Below are 21,046 nucleotides of genomic sequence, written 5' to 3'. Positions count from 1 at the left end.
TATCGTGGCGGCCTCTGGCGGGCTGCCTGACTGGTTTATCGGCCGACATTTTATATTATGAACCCGCTCACAGAAATTTATCGTGATTCCCAGCTTCTGGTGGTTCACAAACCGGCCGGGTTGCTTATGCATCGCAGCCCGATTGACCGCCATGAGACGGAATTCGCGTTGCAGTACGCCCGTTCTATGAACGGCGGAGCGCATGTCTATCCGGTGCATCGGCTGGATCGGCCGACCTCTGGCATCGTTTTGTTCGCCAGGGATCAGGCAACGGCGAGGGTACTGGGGCTTGCAATGATGGCGGGCGAATTCAAGAAGACCTACCTTGCGTTGGTTCGAGGCTGGACGCCGGAACAGGGCGTGATCGATCATCCACTCCGGGAAGAGCCCGAAGACCGCCGATTGAAGGGAGAAGAACAGCCCGTCCGGTCGGCCCTGACTCGCTACCGTTGCCTCGCCACCACGGAGTTGCCGGTCTCTATTGAGCGTTACCCCACCAGTCGTTACAGCCTGGTGGAGCTGAAGCCCGAAACCGGCCGGAAACATCAGCTCCGGCGGCACATGAAGCATATTAGTCATCCGATTATCGGGGATGCCAATCACGGGCGTGGCCGGCACAACCGGTATTTTGCTGAACGGTTCGGCTATGGGCGGTTGATGTTAGCGGCCACTGAGCTGGAACTTTCACACCCGGCCACCGGGGAAGTCCTGCGGTTCTCTGCCCCTCCCGAGGAGAGCTTCCGAACTGTGCTGGAAATATTTGAACAGGATACGGTGACGGGTTAAAGGCTGACGCCAGCCAGATCGAATAACTTGTGTAGCTTTTTATGTCAATTTGAGACAAATAGTACTTTCAGCAGACGTTGTCGCTACCTTGGTGCATACTCAGTCGTAAGCTTATAACAAATAACAAGTGCGTTTGACGCCCGAGACTGCTATGCCACGGCTTTTTGTCTTCCTGACGCTGTTCTTTTATTTGGTGCTCCCTTCCATTGCCCATGCAGATGCCGGAGAGTGGGGGCCCTTTTCCAAACGCCTTGAGCTTTCACGGTTCGTCGATTACTGGAAGGAAACAGGGTCGCCATCGGTTGCTGACATACGGAACCTTCCGGACCAGGCCTGGACCCGAAACGGCAGTGACAGTGTCAGTCTGGGGTATGGCGACGATATCTACTGGTTTCGGGTAAAGCTCACCAACACGCTGAAATCGGAAGCCAGTAATTTTCTGGAGATCGGTTATCCCGTCCTGGACCATATTGAGATCTACCGTGAGGTCAGGGGGAAGCTGCTTGAACCGCTGATCCTTGGGGATAAGCGTCCTTTCTACGATCGGCCGATCCACCACCGCAATTTCATTGTCCCGCTGGTGCTGCCCCCGGAATCGTCCACAACGGTTTATCTTCGGGTGGACACCACCAGCTCTATGCAGGTGCCCATGACGCTCTGGGAGCAGGATGCCTTCTACGCGGCCGAACAGGCCCGTAGCCTGTTTGAGGGAATCTACTACGGCATCGTCCTGGTGATGATGCTTTACAACCTTTTCGTCTTCATGGCCGTGGGAGAGCGCAGTTTTCTCTACTACGTTGGCTATATTGCGGCGATGCCACTTTTCCTGGCGTCACTGCACGGTGTGGCGTTCCAGTACCTCTGGCCTGAGGCGACCTGGTGGAACGACCAATCCATTATTGTGTTCCTGAATCTGGTGGTGCTGTTCGGGGGAGCCTTCAGTATTCGCTTCATCAGTGTGACAAGAAAAAACCACCCGTGGCTGAACCGGTGGACGATGGCGATGATCATGACGGCCGGTCTGCTTGCCCTGGCGGGCCTTCTGATTCCCTACAGGCTGATGATTCTTCCGACCATTCTGGTTGCCTTTGTGGGATGCTCCACCATGCTTATGCTGAGTGTGGTGCGCTGGCTGAAGCGTGACCCAGCTGCCCGGTATTACACGGTGGCCTGGGTGTTTATGCTGTTCGGGGGCATCGTATTGGCGCTGAGCAAATTTACCATGCTACCCAGGAACCTGCTGACTGAGAATGCCACTCAGGTTGGCTCGGCCCTTGGTGTGATTCTGTTATCACTTGCGCTGGCTGACAGGCTGAACCGGGAGAAGAAGAAGTCGTTTGCGGCCCAGCAGAAGTTATTGCGTGAGGAACGCAAAGCTCGACTGGCCCAGGAAAAATCGTTGCGTGTTCAGCAAGAGGCTAATGCCCTGTTGGAGGAGAGGGTGCAGGAGCGGACCCGTGACCTGGAATCCCTGAACGAACAACTACTGGAACTGAGTGCGACGGATCCCCTTACCGGACTCAAAAACCGGGGGCACTTTGACAAAAGGTTTCAGGCTGACGTGGTCCATGCCTATCGGTTTGAGGAGACGCTGTCGCTGCTGGTGGTAGATATTGATCACTTCAAGAGCTTTAACGATACCTACGGCCATCTGGTGGGCGATGACTGCCTGAAAATGGTCGCCGACTGCATCAAACGGCACGTCACCCGGCCGCAGGATCTGGCCGCCCGGTATGGCGGCGAGGAGTTTGTCGTCCTGTTGCCGGACACCCCGGAAGCCGGAGCTGTTCGGGTCGCCGAGAGAATCCGCGAGGAGATTCAGAAAACAGCTTTCCGGGTCTCGGATCAGGTACTTCATCTCACCGTCAGTATTGGTGTTTGCAGCTGCGCGCCGGCCCGGGCGGACGCCACCAAAGCGTTGTTTGCCTGCGCCGATGACGCGCTTTACCAGGCCAAGGCGGAGGGTCGTAACCGGGTAGTTGCAAATACCCAGGCCGGGCGGGACCACGCAGTCTGTCAGGCCTGATTTGACCGGGCTGCCTGGTTAAGGGTTGGCCAGGGGTGGTTGGCTTCCAGCGCGTAGGCAATCTCGAGCAGCGTGCGCTCATCGCCATGCCGACCCATAAACTGCACCGAAATAGGCAGGTGCTGACTGCTTTCCCCCATAGGTAAGGCGATAGCCGGAGCACCAGTGGCGTTGGCCAGCGGCGTAAAACTCACATAGCGGGTCAGACGTTCGAACAGGGTATCGAAAGGTACGCCGGGGCTTAGATGGCCCAGCGGCGGTGTGGTATGTCCCAGGACGGGGGTCAGCACCGCGTCATAATCATTCATGTGCCTCTGATAGTCGTGCCAGGAGCGTTTCAGCCGCCAGATGACAGCGGGCAGGCGCCAGAACTGGCGGCGGAACATTTTGTCCAGGCCATTGGTCAGACCGTCCACTCGGGATTTGTCGAAATCCGGGTGATAGAGCTTCTTACCGCGGGCTTTTACACCGAACGCGAGCATCCCCCAGTAAAGCGCAAAGTCATCCGGAAATGAGCTGGCGACCGGCACATCCATGGGCTCGATAATGTGCCCCAGCTTTTCCAGGTAGCGGGCCGTCTGCTCCACGGTTTGCCGGGTTTCCGGGTCGGTGGGGTGGCCGTTGATGGAGTCCAGCACCAGGCCAATGCGCAACTGTCGGCCAGAGGGGCCCTGCACATGCCCGATGGCGGGTAGTTTCCGGTTCCTGAACCAGGACTCGGCGTACGCCAGGAAGCCGGCGGTATCGCGCACTGAACGCGTGACGACACCATCACTGATGATGTTGACGGGCAAATCCCGGGCGGCATCGTTATCCACCACTCGGCCTCGTGTAGGTTTCAGCCCTACCAGCCCGCAACAGGCAGCCGGTATGCGGATAGAGCCGCCACCGTCATTGGCGTGGGCGATGGGCACCACGCCGGCTGCGACCAGGGCGGCAGCACCGCCGGAGGAAGCGCCACACGAATGGTCCAGGTTCCATGGGTTGCGTGTCGGGTCTCCCTGGGAGGGCTCAGTTGAGGCGTTAAAACCGAATTCCGGCAGTGTGGACTTGCCCAGGCAAATAAAGCCCTGGGCCAGCATCTGTTCGGCAAAAGGGCTGGTTCTTTTCGCCACCCGGGGCGTGACAGCCTGTGAGCCGTGCCCGGTGGGCAAACCCTCAACGTCCGTGTTGTCCTTGATATAGGTAGGCACACCGGCAAAGGGGCCAGTCTGGGCGCCCGGTCGCTGGCTCTGTGTCAGCGCTGGCTGATAACGTTCGGCCACCACACCATTGATCACCGGCGCCGCGAGCTGTGCCCGCTCAATCGCCGCCGCCGTCACTTCCTGCGCCGAAACCTCGCCTGAACGAATCCGTTCAGCAAGTGCGGTAGCGTCGTTGTCGGCCATCGCGTCGTTGCGGAAACAATGGAAGCGGGTACTGGGTGGCTGATTCATGGCGGCTCCTGAAAGCAAAAACAGAGGCTTACTAACATAACCCAGGCTTAAACGTGACGATATGTCATTTCAGGTATGGCGTCACAAAATGGGTGCAAAATATGGCAGCAAAGGATTGATCGGTGTCTCTTTCAATGCAGCCTCAAGCACAGTAAGCTGTTTGCCAACCTACTGAACCAGAATGAATAATGGATCTGATCGAGCCTGCTGTCCGGGTTTTTCTCGGCGTTTTTTTCCTGATGATTGGCCTGCAGTTTGCGGCCCGTACGCTCGGCCTGTATTCACGATTGGGCTTCTCTCACATCAATTATGGCAGGGCCGGTACGGCTACCTGGTGGCATCGCCACACCTTTAACCTGTTCCGGGCTGCGATTCTGCTGGTTTGCCTGGCCAGGATCTGGGTTGATCTGGACGCCTGGTTGGGCGTTTTCCCCCTGCTGTACCACTGGCCGGTGTTACTGGCCGGGGCTGTGCTTCTGCTGGTTTCCTACACAGCCGTGAACTATCTGCAGGCCTACATGCATGAGGACTGGCGTTCCGGCATTGATGACCACCATGGCAGTGGCCATTTGCTGACCGAGGGGCCTTTTGGTCGCAGCCGGAACCCGCTGTTTCTGGCGGTGATGACGGGGCAGTTGGGGTTCTTTCTGGCGTTGCCCAGCGCGTTTTCGCTGGTGTGCCTGGTGACTGGCGTGCTGGTGATCATGCGCCAGGCCAGGGAGGAAGAGAAAGCCCTGGCCAGGCGTTTTGATGAACAGTACGAGGCCTATTGCAAACGGGTGCCCCGCTGGTTCTGACTGTCGGGTTCAGGATGCTTTGTTCCGCGCTTCCTTGATCACGTCGTAAGCGTGGCTGATTTCACGGGTTCGTTCTTCCGCCATTTCCCGCATACTTTCCGGCAAGCCGCGTCCGGCGAGTTTGTCCGGGTGGTTTTCACTCATCAGTTTGCGGTAAGCGCGCTTGATCTCGGCGTCTGAGGCCTCTGGCGAGACGCCAAGAACCTTGTAGGCATCATCGATCTGCTGGCTGCTGGAATAATTGCGGGTACCGCCCGCCTGGCCGGCATGGGCGCCACGCAGCATAGCTTCAAGCTGGTCGACCTGACTTTCCGGCAGCCCCAGCCCACGGGCGATACGAACCAGCATTTCGTGCTCGGCCGGATGCACCTGCCCGTCTGCGGCAACCGCAGACACCTGTACCTGCAGAAACATCTGCAACAGTACCGGCTGGCGGCCGGAAGCCTGCATGAAGCGCTGGAGTTCGGCGTCCAGGTCGAAGTCCGATGCTTTACCACGGTTGAACGCTTCCTTGGCCATGGCTTTCTGGGATTCGTTCAGGCGAAAGCGAACGAACATGGCCTCTGCCATCTGAATCTCATCCCGTGAGACCACACCATCGGCCTTGCACAGGGCGCCCATCACCGCGAACACGGATTCAATGAAACCGGCCTGCAGCCCCTGAAGCTTGCCCAGCAGTCGGCTTTTCATGCGCTGGAACAGGAACGCACCAATGGCTGCGCCAACCAGAAAGCCGGGGAATCGACCAAAGGCATAACCGATCAGACCGCCAAAAATGATTGCGAACAGCATTCTCTATCCTTCGTTGAGTAAACAGTCCTGAGAATATACGTGTTTTTGGTCAGGGCTTCATGAACAGGCTTTCATCCACGGCATCAATCTGCTCGGCCTTCAGGTGCTGAGCGCCGTAGCGCCGATAGGTTCCGGAGCGTACGAAGAGCAGGAATACGTCCCGGTCTATATGGCCCTGTCTGGTCATTTTATCCATGATGTTCAGCGCTTCAGACAGTGTCTTGCCCTGCTTGTAAGGGCGATCCACGGCGGTCAGCGCCTCGAAGATGTCAGCCACGGCCATGATTTTCTCGGGAATGCTCATGTCCTCACCGCTCAGGCCGAAGGGGTAGCCCTTGCCGTCCATACGCTCGTGGTGGGTGCCGGCCAGCCGGGGCACACGGGCCAGACGGTCTGGCAGGGGCAGGGCATCCAGCATGCAGATGGTCTGCACGATGTGTTCGTTGATACGGAAGCGCTCTTCTTCCGTCAGGGTGCCGTACTGGATGGTCAGATTGTGGAGTTCTCCCCGGTTGTAGGCATACTCAGGCAGCTTCATGTCAAAGCCCCAGAGATTGCGCGGGTCGTCCCGCTGGACCGGAGGCACCCGGTCGCCCCAGGTGCGAATATGCCAGGGTTTGTCTGCCAGCAGTGGCTCGGTGGCGGGCAGTGCCGCTTCCGGAGAACCCGTCAGGGCTTGCTGCTCATCCCCGGAGAGGCCCAGTCGGTCACTGAAATGGCGTTGCCAGGTCTGGGCTCCGATCTGGCGAATGCGCGCTACATCCTCGTCCGACATGGACTCACTGCCCACATTGGCGTTTGCCAGGAAGCCAAAGTCAGCCTGCAATTGTGCCTGAGCCTCATCTCTGTAACGGGCAGCCTCGGTCGGGTCTTCTCCATTCAGGCAGGCTTGAAGGTAACGGATCTCGGCATCCCGGTGCAGGATTTCAAAGCGGGTCCGGATTTCGTGGATGCGGTTGTAGATGGTTTCCAGCTTTACGGCTTTGTCGACCACATATTCCGGACTGGTGATCTTGCCGCAGTCGTGCAACCAGGCCGCCAGGTGAAATTCGTAACGTTCGTCTTCGTTCATGCGGAAATGGGCAAAAGGCCCTTCTGATGCCTGCTCTGCCACCTCCGTGATCATCTGGGCGAGCTTGGGCACCCGCTCGCAATGGCCGCCGGTGTAGGGCGACTTGGCATCAATGGCGCTGGCCACCAGGCGGATAAACCCATCGAGCAGGGCCTGCTGGCTTTCGATCAGTTCACGGGTTTCGATGGCAACTGCGGCGGAGCCGGCAATTTCATCCACGAAAACAATCAGGTCATCACTGAGGTGGGTGTGGTCGCCCACTTCCATTTCGATGATCAATGCACCAATGAGTTTCTTGCGTCGATTACGCAGGATGGCAAACACCGGGTGGCCGGATATGTGGTTTCTGAGCTGGCGAATGATCTCGTTATCGTCTGCCGCCTGGTTGATGGCTGGCAGGCTGGCGGGCAGTTCAAGTCCGCGGTTAACAGCCAGGTCGAGCTTATGTTCATGGCTGCTGTACAGGTAAATCGCGCCCCGTTCCTGGCTGACGATGGCGATGATCTGATCAAGAATGTCGCGTAACAACTGGTTCAGATCCTGGCCCCGGTTGAGCACCGTGGCGATGTTCTGGAAGCTTCGGATGGTGCGGGCCATGTCATCCAGGGCAATGCTGAGTTCCGAGGCTTCCCGGATATGGGACTCCGAGCGGATTGGCGTGTCAAAGCGGAAGCGGGAGAGGCTGCTGACCCGGTCGGTCAGGCGTTCAAGGGGTTTGCCCACCTGGCGCCCCATAAACCAGCCAAGTATCAACAGCAGAAGCGCTATGGCGCCGGCGATCGCGGTCTGTCGGGCAAGGGCGGCCCAGACATCGGCCAGCAGTTCATCCGAGGGAATGGCGACAACTACGGAGAGTGCTTCATCGGGCAGGGTTCCAAGTTGCTCGGCCATGCCATACCAGTCACGGCCCTGCTGCTGAAAGCGGCGGATTTCCCGGTTGGTGCCCGGCTCAAGCACCTGGCGGATCACGGCATCGGGTTCGGTGTTACCGTCGGCGTCTGCAAGCAGTTCCCCGGAAGCGCTGACAATGGCTAGCCGGCTGCCTGCGGTCTGTTTCAGCTCCGCCAGTTGCGAGCCCAGGTCGGTCACGGTGACATCAACACCCAGCACGGTACCCGGGATACTGGCGGCCCTCTGAGACAGGGTCAGCCCGGTTTCCTGGGTGGTGAAAAACACATAAGGCGCTGATAGCTGAAGCGAATCTCCGGCCCTGGCTGCCTGATACCAGGGGCGCTGGCGGGGATCATAGTCGTAATCCGGCAGCGAGCGGCGTTCGAGCAGTTCCAGGTCGCTGTTATAGAATTGCCAGATACCCTCGCGCAGGTTGCCCTGGTATTCCAGGCTTTGCAGCAGATAGCGACTGTTTGCGGGGGCGTCCGGAAACTGGAGTGAGCCCGAACTGCGAATCTTACGGAACAGGAAAAAATCGCCATTGTCATAGCCTGCGTATACCGCACTGACAATATCGCTGCTGGTGAGCACATCGGCAATCACCGGCAGGCGTTGCAGTCGTTGCTCAAGGGTGGAACTCTGGGTGAGTGGGGCGTGCCGCAACAAGGCCAGCGCCGTAGCCGGCGGTTGGGTAATGGCATTGATACGATCGTCCACGCTGAGAGCCAGCTGTCGGGCAGTGGCGGCGGCAGCGGTGACCTTGGCCTGTTCCATGCCCCGATAACTCTGGGCCACCAGTGTGATGGCCAGTATCAGCATTCCCAGGGTGATGGCAGACGCAATCAGGAATGCCAGTGATACCCGGGCGGTCTGTTTGTTGTGTGGCGGTTTTGTCTGTCTCACAGCGTCGGGATCCAGCGACGGATGAAGGGTTCTCTAAGTGTAGACGCTCTGCGGGCGTTATTCTGATTTCAGAAGATAAACGGGGGGCTTATGACGCCAGATCTGTTTTCTGGGTTGAATGATCAACCGACAGTGGAAGCCTTTGACGAGGGCGTGGTTGTGCTACGGCGTCATGCCGTGAAGCACCAGCAGGCCTTGATGCGAGATATAGATCAGGTGACGCGACACGCGCCGTTCCGCCATATGAAAACGCCGGGTGGCCATCAGATGTCGGCCGCCATGACCTGTTGCGGCCCCCTGGGGTGGGTGACTGACGAGACAGGGTATCGCTACCAGCCCCAGGATCCGTTATCCGGGCTTCGGTGGCCGGCTATACCCGATAGCTTTGTCTCATTGGCCCGCAAGTCGGCCCAGGAAGCGGGATTTACCGGCTTTGACCCGGATGCCTGCCTGATTAATCGCTATCAGCCAGGGGCCAAAATGGGACTGCATCAGGATAAGAATGAAAAAGACTTTGCCTGGCCCATTGTGTCGGTGTCCCTGGGGCTGCCCATTGTGTTTCAGTTTGGTGGACTCAAGCGCAACGACCGCCCCGCGCGTATTCTGCTGGAACATGGTGATGTGGTGGTCTGGGGCGGCCCGGCCCGTTTGCGTTACCACGGCGTCCTGACTCTGAAAGCCGGTGAACACCCGGTGACCGGCTCGGCCCGCTACAATCTGACCTTCCGTAAGGCTGGCTGAAACCTTATTGCAGCCAGGCCACCAACAGGCCTGCGGCCAGAGATAACACCATCGGGCCAGCCACCAGCAGACCGGTTTGTCGGTTGCCGATACTCCAGGCGATGCCCGATTTCACCAGATTATTCACCGCTGCCGCGATGACAATCCCCAGCACGGCTGCATCCATGCCCAGGCCATCGTTGGACATCCGGGTAAGAGACAGGGTGATGGCATCGACATCCGCCACGCCAGAGGTGGCGGCCAGGGCGTAAATGCCGACATCGCCAAAGGCATTCTTGAGGAATTCCCCCAGTAACAGAATGGCGGTCAGCAAGAAACCGAACGCCAGTGCGGAAGAGAGATCCAGCGGGTTCTGGTTCATGGTGGGCTGGCTCACCTGCAGTTGCCGGGCGTTGCGGCGCCAAATGATCAGCGCGGGCACGTAGAGGAGGGTGGTCATCATGGCGACCGGCCAGATCAGGCTGGGCAGCAGTGCCTTGTTGATGACCAGGCAATAAACCAGAATCCGGGGGAACATGGTGCCGCAGGCAATCAGGATGCCGGCAGCAAACTGCGGGCTGAAGTCGGGATTTTTCGCCGATTGCCGGGCGAAGTGCAGGCTCAGGGCGGTAGATGAACTCAGCCCGGCAAACAGGCTGGTGAACAGAATGCCTTTGCGGGCCCCGGCGACCCGGATGGCAAAGTAACCGACAAATGAGATGGAGGCGATCATCACCACCATCCACCAGATTTCCCGGGGGTTGAGCACGCCACCCGGGCCCATGGCCTCGTTTGGCAGCAGAGGTAGCATCACCACCGAGATCAAAAGCAGTTTAAGGGCAGCGTCGAGTTCGCTGGCCTGAAGCTTGTGCACCCAGCCGTGGATTTCTTCCTTGTTGTCCAGAATGATGGCGGTGACCACCGCAGCAGCGGTGGCGATCACCGGATCCACCGCCACGGCAACAGCGCCGAAACAGAAGGTCAGCAACATGCCGACCATGCCGGTAATGCTGAAATTGCGGATGTGTTCCAGGCGCTCGCTGTAGGCCACCAGCCCCATGGCCACTACACTGAGTAGCAATACCGGAAAGGCCCAGGGGGTAATCTGCTCTGACAATACGGCGGCAATACCGCCCAACAGCCCGACCAGTGAGAAGGTGCGGATACCGGCAATGCGTTCCCCGGATTTCTGCTCCCGGGCATCCCAGCCCCGCTCCAGGCCAATGATGGCCCCGAGCAGCAAGGCCACGGCCAGATTGATGGTGGTCTGGTTGGCGTTTAGGAACTGGCTTGCTACATCGTCCATGTACTTGTCACCACAAAGATTATTTAAACGCATTCTAGGCAATTAGCGGCCCCGGCGGCACCCCCGGTCTGTCTGGATGGCCAGTCTGGCCATACTTTCAGGACGGTTTCTGGTACCCTTCGCGGCCCCGATCTGATATCCCCAGGAATTGAAAGCGACACCCCTGACCATGACAAACGCACTCAAGCAGAACTGGTTTTCGAACATCCGTGGCGACTTACTCGCCGGAACCGTGGTTGCGCTGGCACTGATTCCGGAGGCGATTGCCTTCTCTATCATTGCCGGGGTTGACCCGAAAGTGGGCTTGTATGCCTCCTTCTGTATTGCCGTGATTATTGCCTTTGTAGGTGGCCGCCCGGGAATGATCTCGGCGGCCACCGGCGCCATGGCGCTGCTGATGGTGACGCTGGTGAAAGAGCATGGGCTGCAATACCTGCTGGCGGCAACCCTGCTGACCGGTGTGATCCAGATTGCCGCCGGCTACCTGAAACTGGGCGGCTTGATGCGGTTTGTATCCCGTTCAGTGGTGACCGGTTTCGTGAACGCTCTGGCCATCCTGATTTTTATGGCCCAGTTGCCGGAACTCACCAATGTGACCTGGCATGTCTACGCCATGACCGCCGCTGGTCTGGCTATTATCTATCTCTTCCCGCTGATACCCACTGTGGGCAAGTTGATTCCGTCTCCGCTGGTTTGCATCGTCGGTTTGACCATTGTCTCCATGGTTATGGGGCTGGATATTCGTACCGTAGGTGATATGGGTGAATTGCCGGATACCTTGCCGATTTTTCTGTGGCCAGACGTACCGCTGACGCTGGAAACCCTGATGATCATCCTGCCCTACTCACTCGGTCTTGCCGTGGTAGGGCTGCTGGAATCCTTGATGACGGCGACGATTGTCGATGAGCTGACGGACACTACCAGCGACCGTAACCGCGAGTGCAAGGGCCAGGGCATTGCCAATATTGGTTCCGGCTTGCTGGGCGGCATGGCCGGCTGCGCGATGATCGGTCAGTCCATCATCAACGTGAAATCCGGTGGTCGCACACGTTTATCCACGCTCACGGCCGGTGTCTTTCTGCTGATTCTGGTGCTGGTGCTCGACAAGTGGCTGGTGCAGATTCCGATGGCCGCCCTGGTGGCCGTGATGATTATGGTCTCCATCGGTACCTTTAGCTGGGATTCCATCCGTAATCTCAGGGAGCACCCATTGTCCACCAATATCGTGATGCTGGTGACGGTTATTGTGGTGGTCGCCACCCATAACCTGGCTTTCGGCGTACTGGCCGGTGTGCTGCTGGCGGCTCTGTTCTTCGCCAACAAGGTTGGCCATTACATGCTGGTGACCTCCGAGCTGGACGAGGCAACGGACACCCGTCGCTATACCGTGGTGGGCCAGGTATTCTTCAGTTCCTCGGAAAAATTCCTGGAATCCTTTGACTTCAAGGAAGCGGTAGATAATGTTGTGATAGACCTCAGCCGCGCGCACTTCTGGGACATTACCGCCGTTGGCGCGCTGGACAAGGCGGTGATCAAGTTCCGCCGAGAGGGTGCGGATGTAGAAGTGATTGGCCTGAATGAGGCCAGTGCCACCATCGTTGACCGCTTCGGGGTGCACGACAAGCCCGACGCCGTTGACCAGCTGATGGGGCACTGATATGACTCAGACCAAAGAAAACTCTGACATTCGCAGCAATAATAACAGCCAGAATCAGGCGCAAGGCGAGGCAGCTATGACGGCAGACAAGTTGAGAATTGTGGCGTGTATTGACGGTTCCCGGGCCGCCCCTGCAGTGTGCGATTTTGCCGCCTGGGCCAGCCGCCACATGGACACGCCGCTGATGCTGCTGCATGTTCTGGATGAAGAACGGTATCCGGCCGAACCGGATCTGGCTGGCAGCATCGGCCTTGGCAGCCGCGAGCAATTGCTGGATGAGCTGGCGGAGCTGGACCGTAAGCGTTCCAAGCTTGCCCTGGAGCATGGCCACCACATGCTGGACGAAGCAGAGGCCAGGGTAAAAGCCGCGGGTATTGGCGAGACAGTCAAGCGCCAGCGCCATGACAACCTGGCCGAGGCCCTGACCGCGCTGGAAAAAGAAACCCGGCTATTCGTGATGGGGTTGCACGGTGAAAGCAGTTCCGATCGGGATGTGCACATCGGTAGCCAGCTTGAGACCGTGATCCGTAGTGTGCACCGGCCAATTCTGCTGGTGCCGGATGAATACCGCGAGCCGAAAAGCGCCATGGTTGCCTTTGATGGCAGTGCGACGGCCTTCAAGGGCATTGAGATGATTGCGGCCAGCCCGGTGTTACGGGGTATGCCCCTGCACCTGGTGATGGTTGGGGCGGACACGGCTGATCGTTGGGAGCAGCTGAAAAAGGCGGAAAAAATTCTGGAAGGCCTCGGGGTTGAGATCACGCTGGCTATCCGCGCTGGCGATGTGGAGCCCACGCTGCACGCCTATCAGGAAGAGCACGGCATCGACATTCTGGTGATGGGCGCTTACGGCCACTCGCGAATCCGCCAGTTTCTGGTGGGCAGTACAACAACCACCATGCTGAAAACCGCGCACAAGCCGCTGGTTATTCTCAGATAAGGAGCAACCATTGCTCAAAGGCAGCCGAGAAGGGAACCCGATGATCAGAAGGTTATTGACCCTGATATCCCTGGTTGTCCTTGCTGGCTGTGCAGGAGGGATCAAGCCGATGGAACACGGGCCGGCAATACCGGTCGCCTCGGAGCCAGACGCTTTTCTGCAGGCACAGAGCGAAGAGCGGGTCGGCGCCGGGTTGCCGGCGGTAAAACTGCTGAACACAGGCCAGGATGCCTTTCTGGCCCGGGCCGCACTGATCGAGACTGCCAGCCAGCGCATCGACGCCCAGTATTACATCTGGAACGACGATGACAGCGGCCGCTACCTGGCCAGCCGCTTGGTTGCGGCCGCGGATCGCGGAGTGGTGATTCGCCTGCTGTTGGACGATATAAACGTCGCTGGCAAGGAATCCCTGTTCGCCCTCCTGGATGCCCATGCCAATATCCGCGTGCGTATTTTCAACCCATCCCGGTCCCGGGATGGCTTTGGCCGCTGGCTCTCGTTTATCACTGACTTTGATCGCATCAACCGGCGCATGCACAACAAAACCTTTGTGGTGGACGGTCTTGTGGGCATTGCCGGGGGCAGGAACATCGGGGATGAGTACTTCGATCAGCATCCGACACTGAACTTCCGGGATCGCGATGTTCTGGTGCTGGGGCCGTTGGCGGGGGACATGACCGCCAATTTCGAGGCCTACTGGGACAGTCCCTGGACCTTGCCACTGGTAGAGCTTTATCCCAAGCCTGAACAGGCACAACCGAAGCTCAGCGTCCTGATTGAATCTGCCGCCTCGCGGCATTACCAGATCGCGCCACCAGGAAACCGGCAAACGGCAAGAACCTATCTGGAGACTTTGTTTACCAACACCGTGTCCGCACCCGCCGAACTGGTGTTCGATCCGCCTCCCGAAGACCCGGATGCACCGGCAGAGGCTCCCCAGAGAACCGCACAAGCCCTGTATGAACTGGTAGAGGACGCTCGCTCCGAGATTTTGATTGAATCGGCGTATCTGATCCTCACCGACAACCAGCTGAAAGCGGTTGACGGAATTGGCAACGGTCGCCTGGAGGTCGCTGCACTGACCAACTCCCTGGCGACGAATGATCTGGTGACCAATCATTCGGGTTATGCCCGCTGGCGCCGGGCGATGCTGGAACAGGGTATTGAGCTGCACGAATTGCGACCGGATGCCCCTGCCTGCCAACGTTGGGTGGCCGCCAGCGCGGCCTGTGACGGCGGTGAGGTAAGCCTTCATTCCAAAGCGGTGGTGTTTGATCGGGAAACCCTGTTTATCGGGTCTTTTAACGTGAATCTGCGTTCCATTTATCTCAATGGCGAGACGGTGCTGGTGATCAAAAGCCCGGAGCTCGCCGGTGCCGTGGCGGACGATATCCGTTACGCCATGGAGCCCCGGAACAGCTGGCGGGTTGAACTGAACGGCCAGGATGAACTGGTATGGCGGTCAGAGGGGCAGGAGGTGCAGCACGAGCCGGAGGTGGGTTTCTGGCGCCGGGCCATGTCGCGGATGCTGTCGTGGCTGCCTATCGAGAAGTACCTGTAGCGGGGCTCAGGCCTCGTTGCCGGCAGCCACACCGGACGCCCAGGCCCACTGGAAATTGTGACCACCCAGGTGCCCGGTCACGTCCACCACTTCGCCAATAAAAAACAGATTCGGCCGATCCAGAACCGCCATGGTTTTGGAAGAGAGTTGGCGTGTATCAACTCCGCCCAAGGTCACTTCTGCGGTTCGATAACCCTCGGTGCCGGCCGGTTTCACCGTCCAGTTGCCCAGAGTGTCGGCAATCTGCTCGATGTCCTGATTGCTGCAGCCCTGCAGTGGGCCATGCCAGCCCTGAAGTTCATTAAATGCCTGGGCAAAACGTTTTGGCAGATGCTGGTTGAGATACTGCGCCAGAGTGGATTGCGGCTTTTGCTTGCGAAGTGCCAGCAGGTCCTCCCGAATTGGCTGGCCGGGTAACAGGTTGATGTGCACCTCATCCCCCGGCCTCCAGTAGCTGGACACCTGCAACATGACCGGGCCACTCAGCCCCCGGTGCGTCACCAGCATGGGCTCGCGGAAATGCTGGTTGTGGCAGTGGGCATCCACCGGGCAACTGACGCCCGAGAGTGGTGCCAGTTGCTGTTTCAGCTCCGGTTGCAGGGTAAAGGGCACCAGCCCGGCCCGGGTCGGCAGGACGTTCAACCCGAATTTTCTGGCGAGCTCATAACCGAATCCGGTCGCGCCCATGGTGGGAATGGACAGGCCGCCGCAGGCAACCACCAGAGATTCGCAGCTCAGCACGCCGCTGCCGGTCACAACCTGATAGCCACCGTTCACCTCCCGTACCTTCTGAATCTGGGTCTTTAGCCGGATCTCGGCGCCCGCCCATTCACATTCGGTCAGCAGAACATTGAGGACGTCTCTGGCGCTGTCCCGGCAGAACAACTGACCGGGCGCTTTCTCCTCGTACTCGACGCCGTGTCGATCCACCAGTTCGAGGAAATCCTGGGGCGTGTACCGCTTCAACGCCGAGATACAGTAATGGGGATTGTCCGAGAGGAAGTTGGCGGGTGTGCTGTTCAGGTTGGTGAAATTACAGCGCCCGCCGCCGGACATCAGGATCTTCTTGCCCGGTTTGTTGGCATGATCCAGTACCATCACACGCCGACCACGGTAGCCGGCGGTTGCCGCACACATCAGCCCTGCTGCGCCGGCGCCGATGATGATTACGTCATACGCTGAGGATGAATCTGCCATGATACTACCCGCCGTTGGTGAAGAACGCCGGGCAGTATACCAGCCTCACGGCAGGTGAACGGAGCCTTCCATGTAGAAGGCTGCCTGGCCAGAAATGGCCACCCGCTCGCCCCGGAGCTCGCAGCGCAGTTCGCCGCCGCGGGCAGAAACCTGGCGAGCCCTGAGTTCGGTTTTACCAAGCTTCTCAGCCCAGTAGGGCACCAACACACTGTGGATGGAGCCGGTCACGGGGTCCTCGTCGATACCGGCGCCGGGAGCGAAATAGCGGCTGACAAAATCGCAGTCCGTTCCCGGGGCGGTCACAATCAGGCCCTGGTTGCCCAGCTCGGCCAGTTTGCGGTTATCCGGAGTTGCGGTCCGCACCTCGTCTTCGGAGCCCAGCACCACCATGTAATTGGTGTCGTTAGGCACGTAGAAAGACTCGGCCGGCGCCCCGGGCAAAGCCTCCAGAATCAGCGCCGGCGTTGGCCTGTGCTCGAAAGGCAGATTCGGGAAATCCAGTTCCAGCCAGCCTTCTGCCCGGCGGGTAACGGCCAATGGACCACTTCTGGAGTGAAAATGCACGGTGTCGGCCGACCAGCTCAGCCGGTTGAACACCACCCACGCCGAGGCCAGTGTGGCATGGCCGCACAGCGGTACTTCCACCGCAGGGGTGAACCAGCGGATGTGAAAATCCGCCGGCTCAGACTCTGGCAACGGCACCAGAAACGCGGTTTCCGACAGGTTGTTCTCCAGCGCTATTGCCTGCATCTGCTCGTCTGGCAGCCATTGGTCCAGGGGCATGACGGCCGCCGGATTACCGCCGAACAGGGTGCTGGTAAAGGCATCGACCTGATAAATCGGTGTGGTGTTCATAGGTTCTCCCTGTTGGGGTTGGTCAGATAATGTCTGGCTCGCGAACAGGCGAAACGCTGTAATTCCTGCTCACTGTAGCAGTGGACTTCCGGCAGCGGGCGGTTGCCGGTGAGAATCCAGTGGTTGTGGCCGGCCGGGATTACCCGGATGCCATCCCGGGCCAGGCCTTGTATGGTTTTGAGGTGATGACCGTTGCCTGTCGTAGCGCCTGCTCCGGCAAGGTTGAACAGGTCTTTCTGACTGGCTCTGGATCTATCCGGTTGTTGATTAAAGCGCTCGTCGGTTTTCTGTACCTGTGCCATGGTGAAACTCCTTCTTCAGTGGATGGCTCTATTGTTCGCTTATCCGTGTTGCCATAACAGATTCAGTTAACCAGGCATTGAATCGGTACAGATGATCTATAATCTGAACTGTGCTGGCCGAAAAGTAGCCAATCTGTACTGCCTGAATTGGCGCCGGATCTGCTGCAATAGACCTCGATTGGCCACTGCAAACAGGGAGAAGACCATGGGTGTGCTTTATAACCAGGTAGCGGATCAGCTGCAGGGGCTGATCCGTGATGGCGTTTACCGGGAGGGTGAGCGTTTGCCCGGGGTTCGGGTGCTCAGCCGTCAGTTTGGTGTCAGCATTTCCACGGTGCTTCAGGCCCACCAGACGCTGGAAGCCCGTGGCTATCTGCAGGCCAGGGAGCGTAGTGGCTATTTCGTAAGGTTGCCTGCCAGGGACGTGCCGGAACCCAGAATGTCGGAACAACGCAGCCAGCCGCTGCCGGTGTCTGCCCGGGAAATGACACTGGATCTGTGCGCGGACGAGCAGAAGCGCATGGTGCCGTTGGCAACCGCCATACCACACCCGGATTACCTGCCGCTGCGGCAGATCCAGCAGAGCACCCTGTGGGCTGCCCGGCGGGGCCTGGAAACCCTGGACTACGCCTTCCCCGGCAAGGAATCCTTTCGCCGGCAGATTGCCCAGCGCATGGCGAGCCTCGGCGTGCCGATCTCGCCAGACGATGTACTAGCCACCAACGGTGCCCAGGAGGCCATCATCCTGGCCCTGCGAGCGGTCACCCAGCCCGGCGACATTGTGGCCGTGGAATCGCCTTCCTTTCCGGGAATCCTGCAGGCGCTGGAAGTGGTGGGGCTCCGGGTGATTGAGATTCCGACCCATCCCTCCGATGGTATCAGCCTGGAGGGGCTTCAGCTGGCCCTGGAGCAGTGGCCTCTGAAAGCCTGCGTGGTGGTGCCGAATCACAGTAATCCTATGGGTGCCAGGATGACGGACGAGCGCAAGCAACAACTGGTGGCCATGCTGGCGGCCGCCAATGTGCCGTTGATTGAAGACGATATCTATGGCGATCTGTACCACACGGGTGAGCGCCCGCGGCCGGCCAAGGCTTTTGATCGTGCAGACAACGTGATCTACTGCAGTTCCTTCTCCAAAACCATTTCACCGGGCCTGAGACTGGGCTGGATGATCCCCGGCCGACACATGGCCAGTGCCCGCCAGCACAAATATTTTGTCAACCTGGCAACCTCGTCCATTCCTCAGCTGGCGGTGGCGCATTTTCTGGAGCAGGGTGGTTACGATCGTTATTTGCGCGCTGCCCGCCAACACTACCGTGAGGCGACCGAACGGCTGCGTTCGTCCGTGGCCCGGTCGTTCCCGGAGGGCACGGCGGTCAGCCGGCCACAGGGAGGGTTTGTGCTCTGGGTTCAGCTGCCGGACGGTGTGTCCGGTACTGAAGTGTATCGGCGCGCCCGGGCCGAAAACATCAACGTGGCACCGGGGCTGATGTTCTCAACCACCAACAAGTTCGAGAACTGCCTGCGACTGAACGGTGGCAATCCCTGGACAGACCGGCTGGAGACCGCGGTGATACGACTTGGCTCCCTGGCCCACGAAGTCCAGCGTCATTCTGGCTGAGCGGGCTGCCTGAGTTCGAGCGGGTTCAACAGACCCGCGGCAATGGCCAGGCCGGTCACGTCTGGCAGGCGCTCGGCACCAAGGCGCTTCATCACCCGGGCCCGGTACAGGTCGATGGTCTTGACGCTGACATCCAGTTGCTCGGCAATTTCCTTGCTGGTGTAACCCTGGGCCAGGGGCAGGAATACATCCTTTTCCCGGCGGGTCATGCTGGCAATCAATGCTTCGGTACTGGCAGCAGGCGTTGCGTTTGGTACAGGATCGTCGGCGTCCTGAAGGGCTTGTTGCACACTGTCCAGCAACAATTGTTCGTTGAATGGTTTTTCGATGAAGTCAAAAGCCCCGGACTTGAAGGCCCGTACCACAATGGGCACGTCGGCGTGGCCGGAAACAAAGATGATCGGCACGTCCAGGCCTCGTTTCTGCAACTCTTCCTGTACGTTCAACCCCCCCAGCCCCGGCATACGGATATCCAGAACCACGCAGCCAGGGCGCTGGTCTTCCACCGCATCCAGAAACTGGCGGCCATCGCTGTAGGCTTTCACCTTCAGCCCCACTGATTCCAGTAGCCACTGGGTGGATTCAAGCATGCCGGCGTCGTCGTCGACCACGTAGACCGTGTTGTGCGTGTCTGGCATCAGGGTTTTTCTCCTGGCGGATGTGCGAAATCTGCGGTGCGATTTGGGGCGAGTCGGTGCTGGTTAGGCGGGAATCGACAGATCAATGACAGCCCGCCGGTTTCGGCGGGTATGGCGTCGAGAAAGCCGCCAAAACCTTCGATAATCGAACGGCTCATGGAAAGCCCGAGCCCCAGGCCTTTGGGTTTGCTGGTGAAAAACGGCTGAAACATCTGGCGTATGCCTTCGTCATCCAGGCCCGTGCCCTCGTCGGTGACCTGGATCAGGGTTTCGCGCTGATCGTTGATGCAGGTGGTCACCACGATATGGGACAGCCGGCCGGTTTCGCCACGGGCTTCGACATTGGCTTCTATGCCGTTGCGGACCAGGTTGATCAACACCTGCTCCAGCAGAACCGGGTCTGCGGTAATCACGGGAGAATCGGCGGCCAGATACTCCTGCAACCGGACCCCGTTTTTTTCAGCTTCCCACTGGCACAGTTTCACCACGTCGCTGATAACGGCATTGAGCGAGACCGGTGCCATGCGCTTCTGGCCTTTGCGCAGGAAAGCTCGTAGCCGTTTGATGACTTCTGAGGCCCGGTTGGCATGATGTACGATCTTCTGCAGACCGTCGTCCACTTTCAGCAGACGGTCCGGATGTTTGTCCGCTTCCTTGAGAAAACGCTGGCTGGCGCTGGCGAAATTGACGATGGAGGCCAGCGGCTGGTTCATTTCATGAGCAATGCTCGAGGCGAGCTCGCCCAGGGTGGCCAGGCGGGCGGTATGGGCCAGCTCGTCTGCCAGTCGGCGGTTCTGCTCTTCCGATTCTACCCGGGCCGTAATATCACGGGAGACACTGATCACTTCGACTACGGCACCGGTGTATGTCTCGCGGATGGCCCGGCTGGCAATTTCGAACCAGCGGCGGCTGCCGTCCCGGTGATGGAGTTCCAGAGTGAGGGTGGCGTAGCCGTCTTCCCGCAGGCAGTGGCGGGTTTGTGCCAGCTCTTCGGCCAGATTCTCCCCCTGGAAAACGTCTTCCAGGGCTTTGCCGCGCAGCTCTTCGGGCCAGTATCCCAGCAGCCGCCAGGAGGCGGGCGTGGCGTCGATAAAACGGCCATCCGGGGCATGCCGGGAGATCAGGTCGGTGGTGTTTTCAGTGATCAGGCGGTAAAGCCGGTTGGAGCGGACCGCCTGCTCCTGATCCCGAATGTCGTTGGTGGCATCGCGCCCGCGCACCAGAACCTGCGTGCCCTCTGGCAGGGGAATAAAGCTCCACAGAACGATTCGATCACTGAACCGTGACTCCACATCCTCAATGGCCCGGCCCTGGCCGATGGCCGCCTGCACCAGCGCCTGAGTGTTTACCGGTAACAAAGCATCTGGTGTAGGTGCTTTACTGATAGTGAGCAACTCACGGGTGGTACGGTTGCAGTCGGATACCGTTGCGTCGGCTGCCAGAATCAGCGTGGGTTGCGGGTCGCTGTCCAGTAGGAGATTGATTTGTCGAGAATTGTTGGGATCTGTCATGTTTTATAGAAGTATTCCCATAATACCATGGTAGA

General features: G+C 59.0%; 17 protein-coding genes. 8 read left to right on the top strand and 9 right to left on the bottom strand.

What is annotated here, in order from left to right; translation table 11 throughout:
• The first annotated feature begins 57 nt into the window (after positions 1-57).
• Together C7436_RS05660 and C7436_RS05655 are read left to right on the top strand one after the other, a co-directional pair.
• On the top strand, positions 58-786 hold the full coding sequence (locus C7436_RS05660; protein WP_228198062.1) for a pseudouridine synthase: 729 nt from the start codon (positions 58-60) through the stop codon (positions 784-786).
• Positions 787-937: 151 nt separating this feature from the next.
• Positions 938-2,812 carry a sensor domain-containing diguanylate cyclase gene (locus tag C7436_RS05655; protein ID WP_121206972.1) on the top strand — a complete coding sequence of 625 codons (1,875 nt, stop codon included), beginning with the start codon at positions 938-940 and terminating at the stop codon, positions 2,810-2,812.
• Here the strand turns inward: C7436_RS05655 and C7436_RS05650 are convergent.
• A complete protein-coding gene (locus C7436_RS05650; RefSeq protein ID WP_121206971.1) occupies positions 2,803-4,248 on the bottom strand; it encodes an amidase in 1,446 nt (481 codons plus the stop codon). The genes C7436_RS05655 and C7436_RS05650 overlap by 10 nt on opposite strands.
• Before the next feature lie 188 nt (positions 4,249-4,436).
• On the opposite strand from C7436_RS05650, the gene C7436_RS05645 reads away from it, so the two are divergent.
• Entirely contained in the window at positions 4,437-5,045 is a 609-nt protein-coding gene (locus tag C7436_RS05645) for a methyltransferase family protein (RefSeq protein ID WP_121206970.1), read from the top strand.
• Positions 5,046-5,054: 9 nt separating this feature from the next.
• Here C7436_RS05645 and djlA read toward each other — a convergent pair whose 3' ends face one another.
• Entirely contained in the window at positions 5,055-5,837 is a 783-nt protein-coding gene (djlA, locus tag C7436_RS05640; RefSeq protein ID WP_011785578.1) for a co-chaperone DjlA, read from the bottom strand.
• Between the two features lie 49 nt (positions 5,838-5,886).
• Complete coding sequence (locus C7436_RS05635; protein ID WP_121206969.1) at positions 5,887-8,703, bottom strand: HD domain-containing phosphohydrolase; 2,817 nt, start codon at positions 8,701-8,703, stop codon at positions 5,887-5,889.
• A 90-nt stretch (positions 8,704-8,793) separates the two neighbouring features.
• On the opposite strand from C7436_RS05635, the gene alkB reads away from it, so the two are divergent.
• Entirely contained in the window at positions 8,794-9,444 is a 651-nt protein-coding gene (gene alkB / locus C7436_RS05630) for a DNA oxidative demethylase AlkB (RefSeq protein WP_113878870.1), read from the top strand.
• 4 nt (positions 9,445-9,448) lie between these two features.
• Here alkB and C7436_RS05625 read toward each other — a convergent pair whose 3' ends face one another.
• On the bottom strand, positions 9,449-10,729 hold the full coding sequence (locus tag C7436_RS05625) for an MgtC/SapB family protein (RefSeq protein WP_121206968.1): 1,281 nt from the start codon (positions 10,727-10,729) through the stop codon (positions 9,449-9,451).
• 169 nt (positions 10,730-10,898) lie between these two features.
• On the opposite strand from C7436_RS05625, the gene C7436_RS05620 reads away from it, so the two are divergent.
• From C7436_RS05620 to C7436_RS05610, 3 genes are all read left to right on the top strand, one after another.
• Positions 10,899-12,386 (top strand): SulP family inorganic anion transporter, encoded by a 1,488-nt coding sequence (locus C7436_RS05620; RefSeq protein WP_121206967.1) that lies wholly within the window; start codon positions 10,899-10,901, stop codon positions 12,384-12,386.
• A 1-nt stretch (position 12,387) separates the two neighbouring features.
• Positions 12,388-13,326, top strand: coding sequence for a universal stress protein (locus C7436_RS05615; protein ID WP_121206966.1), 939 nt, complete (start codon positions 12,388-12,390; stop codon positions 13,324-13,326).
• 109 nt (positions 13,327-13,435) lie between these two features.
• Complete coding sequence (locus C7436_RS05610; protein WP_228198061.1) at positions 13,436-14,887, top strand: phospholipase D family protein; 1,452 nt, start codon at positions 13,436-13,438, stop codon at positions 14,885-14,887.
• Between the two features lie 6 nt (positions 14,888-14,893).
• Here C7436_RS05610 and C7436_RS05605 read toward each other — a convergent pair whose 3' ends face one another.
• The 3 genes from C7436_RS05605 to C7436_RS05595 are packed head-to-tail and all read right to left on the bottom strand — an operon-like array spanning position 14,894 to position 17,241.
• Positions 14,894-16,084, bottom strand: a complete 1,191-nt coding sequence (locus C7436_RS05605; RefSeq protein ID WP_121206965.1) for a BaiN/RdsA family NAD(P)/FAD-dependent oxidoreductase — start codon at positions 16,082-16,084, stop codon at positions 14,894-14,896.
• 45 nt (positions 16,085-16,129) lie between these two features.
• Positions 16,130-16,939: a PhzF family phenazine biosynthesis protein gene (locus tag C7436_RS05600; RefSeq protein ID WP_121206964.1), complete on the bottom strand. Its 810-nt coding sequence runs from the start codon at positions 16,937-16,939 to the stop codon at positions 16,130-16,132.
• On the bottom strand, positions 16,936-17,241 hold the full coding sequence (locus C7436_RS05595; RefSeq protein WP_121206963.1) for a hypothetical protein: 306 nt from the start codon (positions 17,239-17,241) through the stop codon (positions 16,936-16,938). The genes C7436_RS05600 and C7436_RS05595 overlap by 4 nt, the downstream gene beginning before the upstream one ends.
• Before the next feature lie 205 nt (positions 17,242-17,446).
• On the opposite strand from C7436_RS05595, the gene C7436_RS05590 reads away from it, so the two are divergent.
• The gene (locus tag C7436_RS05590) at positions 17,447-18,862 is read left to right on the top strand and encodes an aminotransferase-like domain-containing protein (RefSeq protein WP_023009334.1); all 1,416 of its coding nucleotides are present in this window, start codon (positions 17,447-17,449) and stop codon (positions 18,860-18,862) included.
• Here the strand turns inward: C7436_RS05590 and C7436_RS05585 are convergent.
• Positions 18,850-19,500: a response regulator transcription factor gene (locus tag C7436_RS05585; RefSeq protein ID WP_014420959.1), complete on the bottom strand. Its 651-nt coding sequence runs from the start codon at positions 19,498-19,500 to the stop codon at positions 18,850-18,852. The genes C7436_RS05590 and C7436_RS05585 overlap by 13 nt on opposite strands.
• Positions 19,500-21,011 (bottom strand): PAS domain-containing sensor histidine kinase, encoded by a 1,512-nt coding sequence (locus C7436_RS05580; RefSeq protein WP_121206962.1) that lies wholly within the window; start codon positions 21,009-21,011, stop codon positions 19,500-19,502. Before C7436_RS05580 ends, C7436_RS05585 begins: the two co-directional genes overlap by 1 nt.
• Between the last annotated feature and the right edge of the window lie 35 nt (positions 21,012-21,046).

This window comes from Marinobacter nauticus, assembly GCF_003634635.1.
Taxonomy (GTDB): domain Bacteria; phylum Pseudomonadota; class Gammaproteobacteria; order Pseudomonadales; family Oleiphilaceae; genus Marinobacter; species Marinobacter nauticus.
The sequence above is the reverse complement of the archived record's forward strand: the minus strand, read 5'-3'. Positions and strand labels throughout refer to the sequence as shown.

Bases quoted from the DNA above. Each gene is read 5' to 3' on its own strand.
- C7436_RS05645 (WP_121206970.1), top strand. From the start codon at position 4,437: ATGGATCTGATCGAGCCTGCTGTCCGGGTTTTTCTCGGCGTTTTTTTC.
- C7436_RS05585 (WP_014420959.1), bottom strand. From the start codon at position 19,500: ATGCCAGACACGCACAACACGGTCTACGTGGTCGACGACGACGCCGGC.
- C7436_RS05615 (WP_121206966.1), top strand. From the start codon at position 12,388: ATGACTCAGACCAAAGAAAACTCTGACATTCGCAGCAATAATAACAGC.
- C7436_RS05595 (WP_121206963.1), bottom strand. From the start codon at position 17,241: ATGGCACAGGTACAGAAAACCGACGAGCGCTTTAATCAACAACCGGAT.
- C7436_RS05590 (WP_023009334.1), top strand. From the start codon at position 17,447: ATGGGTGTGCTTTATAACCAGGTAGCGGATCAGCTGCAGGGGCTGATC.
- C7436_RS05600 (WP_121206964.1), bottom strand. From the start codon at position 16,939: ATGAACACCACACCGATTTATCAGGTCGATGCCTTTACCAGCACCCTG.
- C7436_RS05580 (WP_121206962.1), bottom strand. From the start codon at position 21,011: ATGACAGATCCCAACAATTCTCGACAAATCAATCTCCTACTGGACAGC.
- C7436_RS05655 (WP_121206972.1), top strand. From the start codon at position 938: ATGCCACGGCTTTTTGTCTTCCTGACGCTGTTCTTTTATTTGGTGCTC.
- djlA (WP_011785578.1), bottom strand. From the start codon at position 5,837: ATGCTGTTCGCAATCATTTTTGGCGGTCTGATCGGTTATGCCTTTGGT.
- C7436_RS05660 (WP_228198062.1), top strand. From the start codon at position 58: ATGAACCCGCTCACAGAAATTTATCGTGATTCCCAGCTTCTGGTGGTT.
- C7436_RS05625 (WP_121206968.1), bottom strand. From the start codon at position 10,729: ATGGACGATGTAGCAAGCCAGTTCCTAAACGCCAACCAGACCACCATC.
- C7436_RS05650 (WP_121206971.1), bottom strand. From the start codon at position 4,248: ATGAATCAGCCACCCAGTACCCGCTTCCATTGTTTCCGCAACGACGCG.
- C7436_RS05620 (WP_121206967.1), top strand. From the start codon at position 10,899: ATGACAAACGCACTCAAGCAGAACTGGTTTTCGAACATCCGTGGCGAC.
- C7436_RS05610 (WP_228198061.1), top strand. From the start codon at position 13,436: ATGGAACACGGGCCGGCAATACCGGTCGCCTCGGAGCCAGACGCTTTT.
- C7436_RS05605 (WP_121206965.1), bottom strand. From the start codon at position 16,084: ATGGCAGATTCATCCTCAGCGTATGACGTAATCATCATCGGCGCCGGC.
- alkB (WP_113878870.1), top strand. From the start codon at position 8,794: ATGACGCCAGATCTGTTTTCTGGGTTGAATGATCAACCGACAGTGGAA.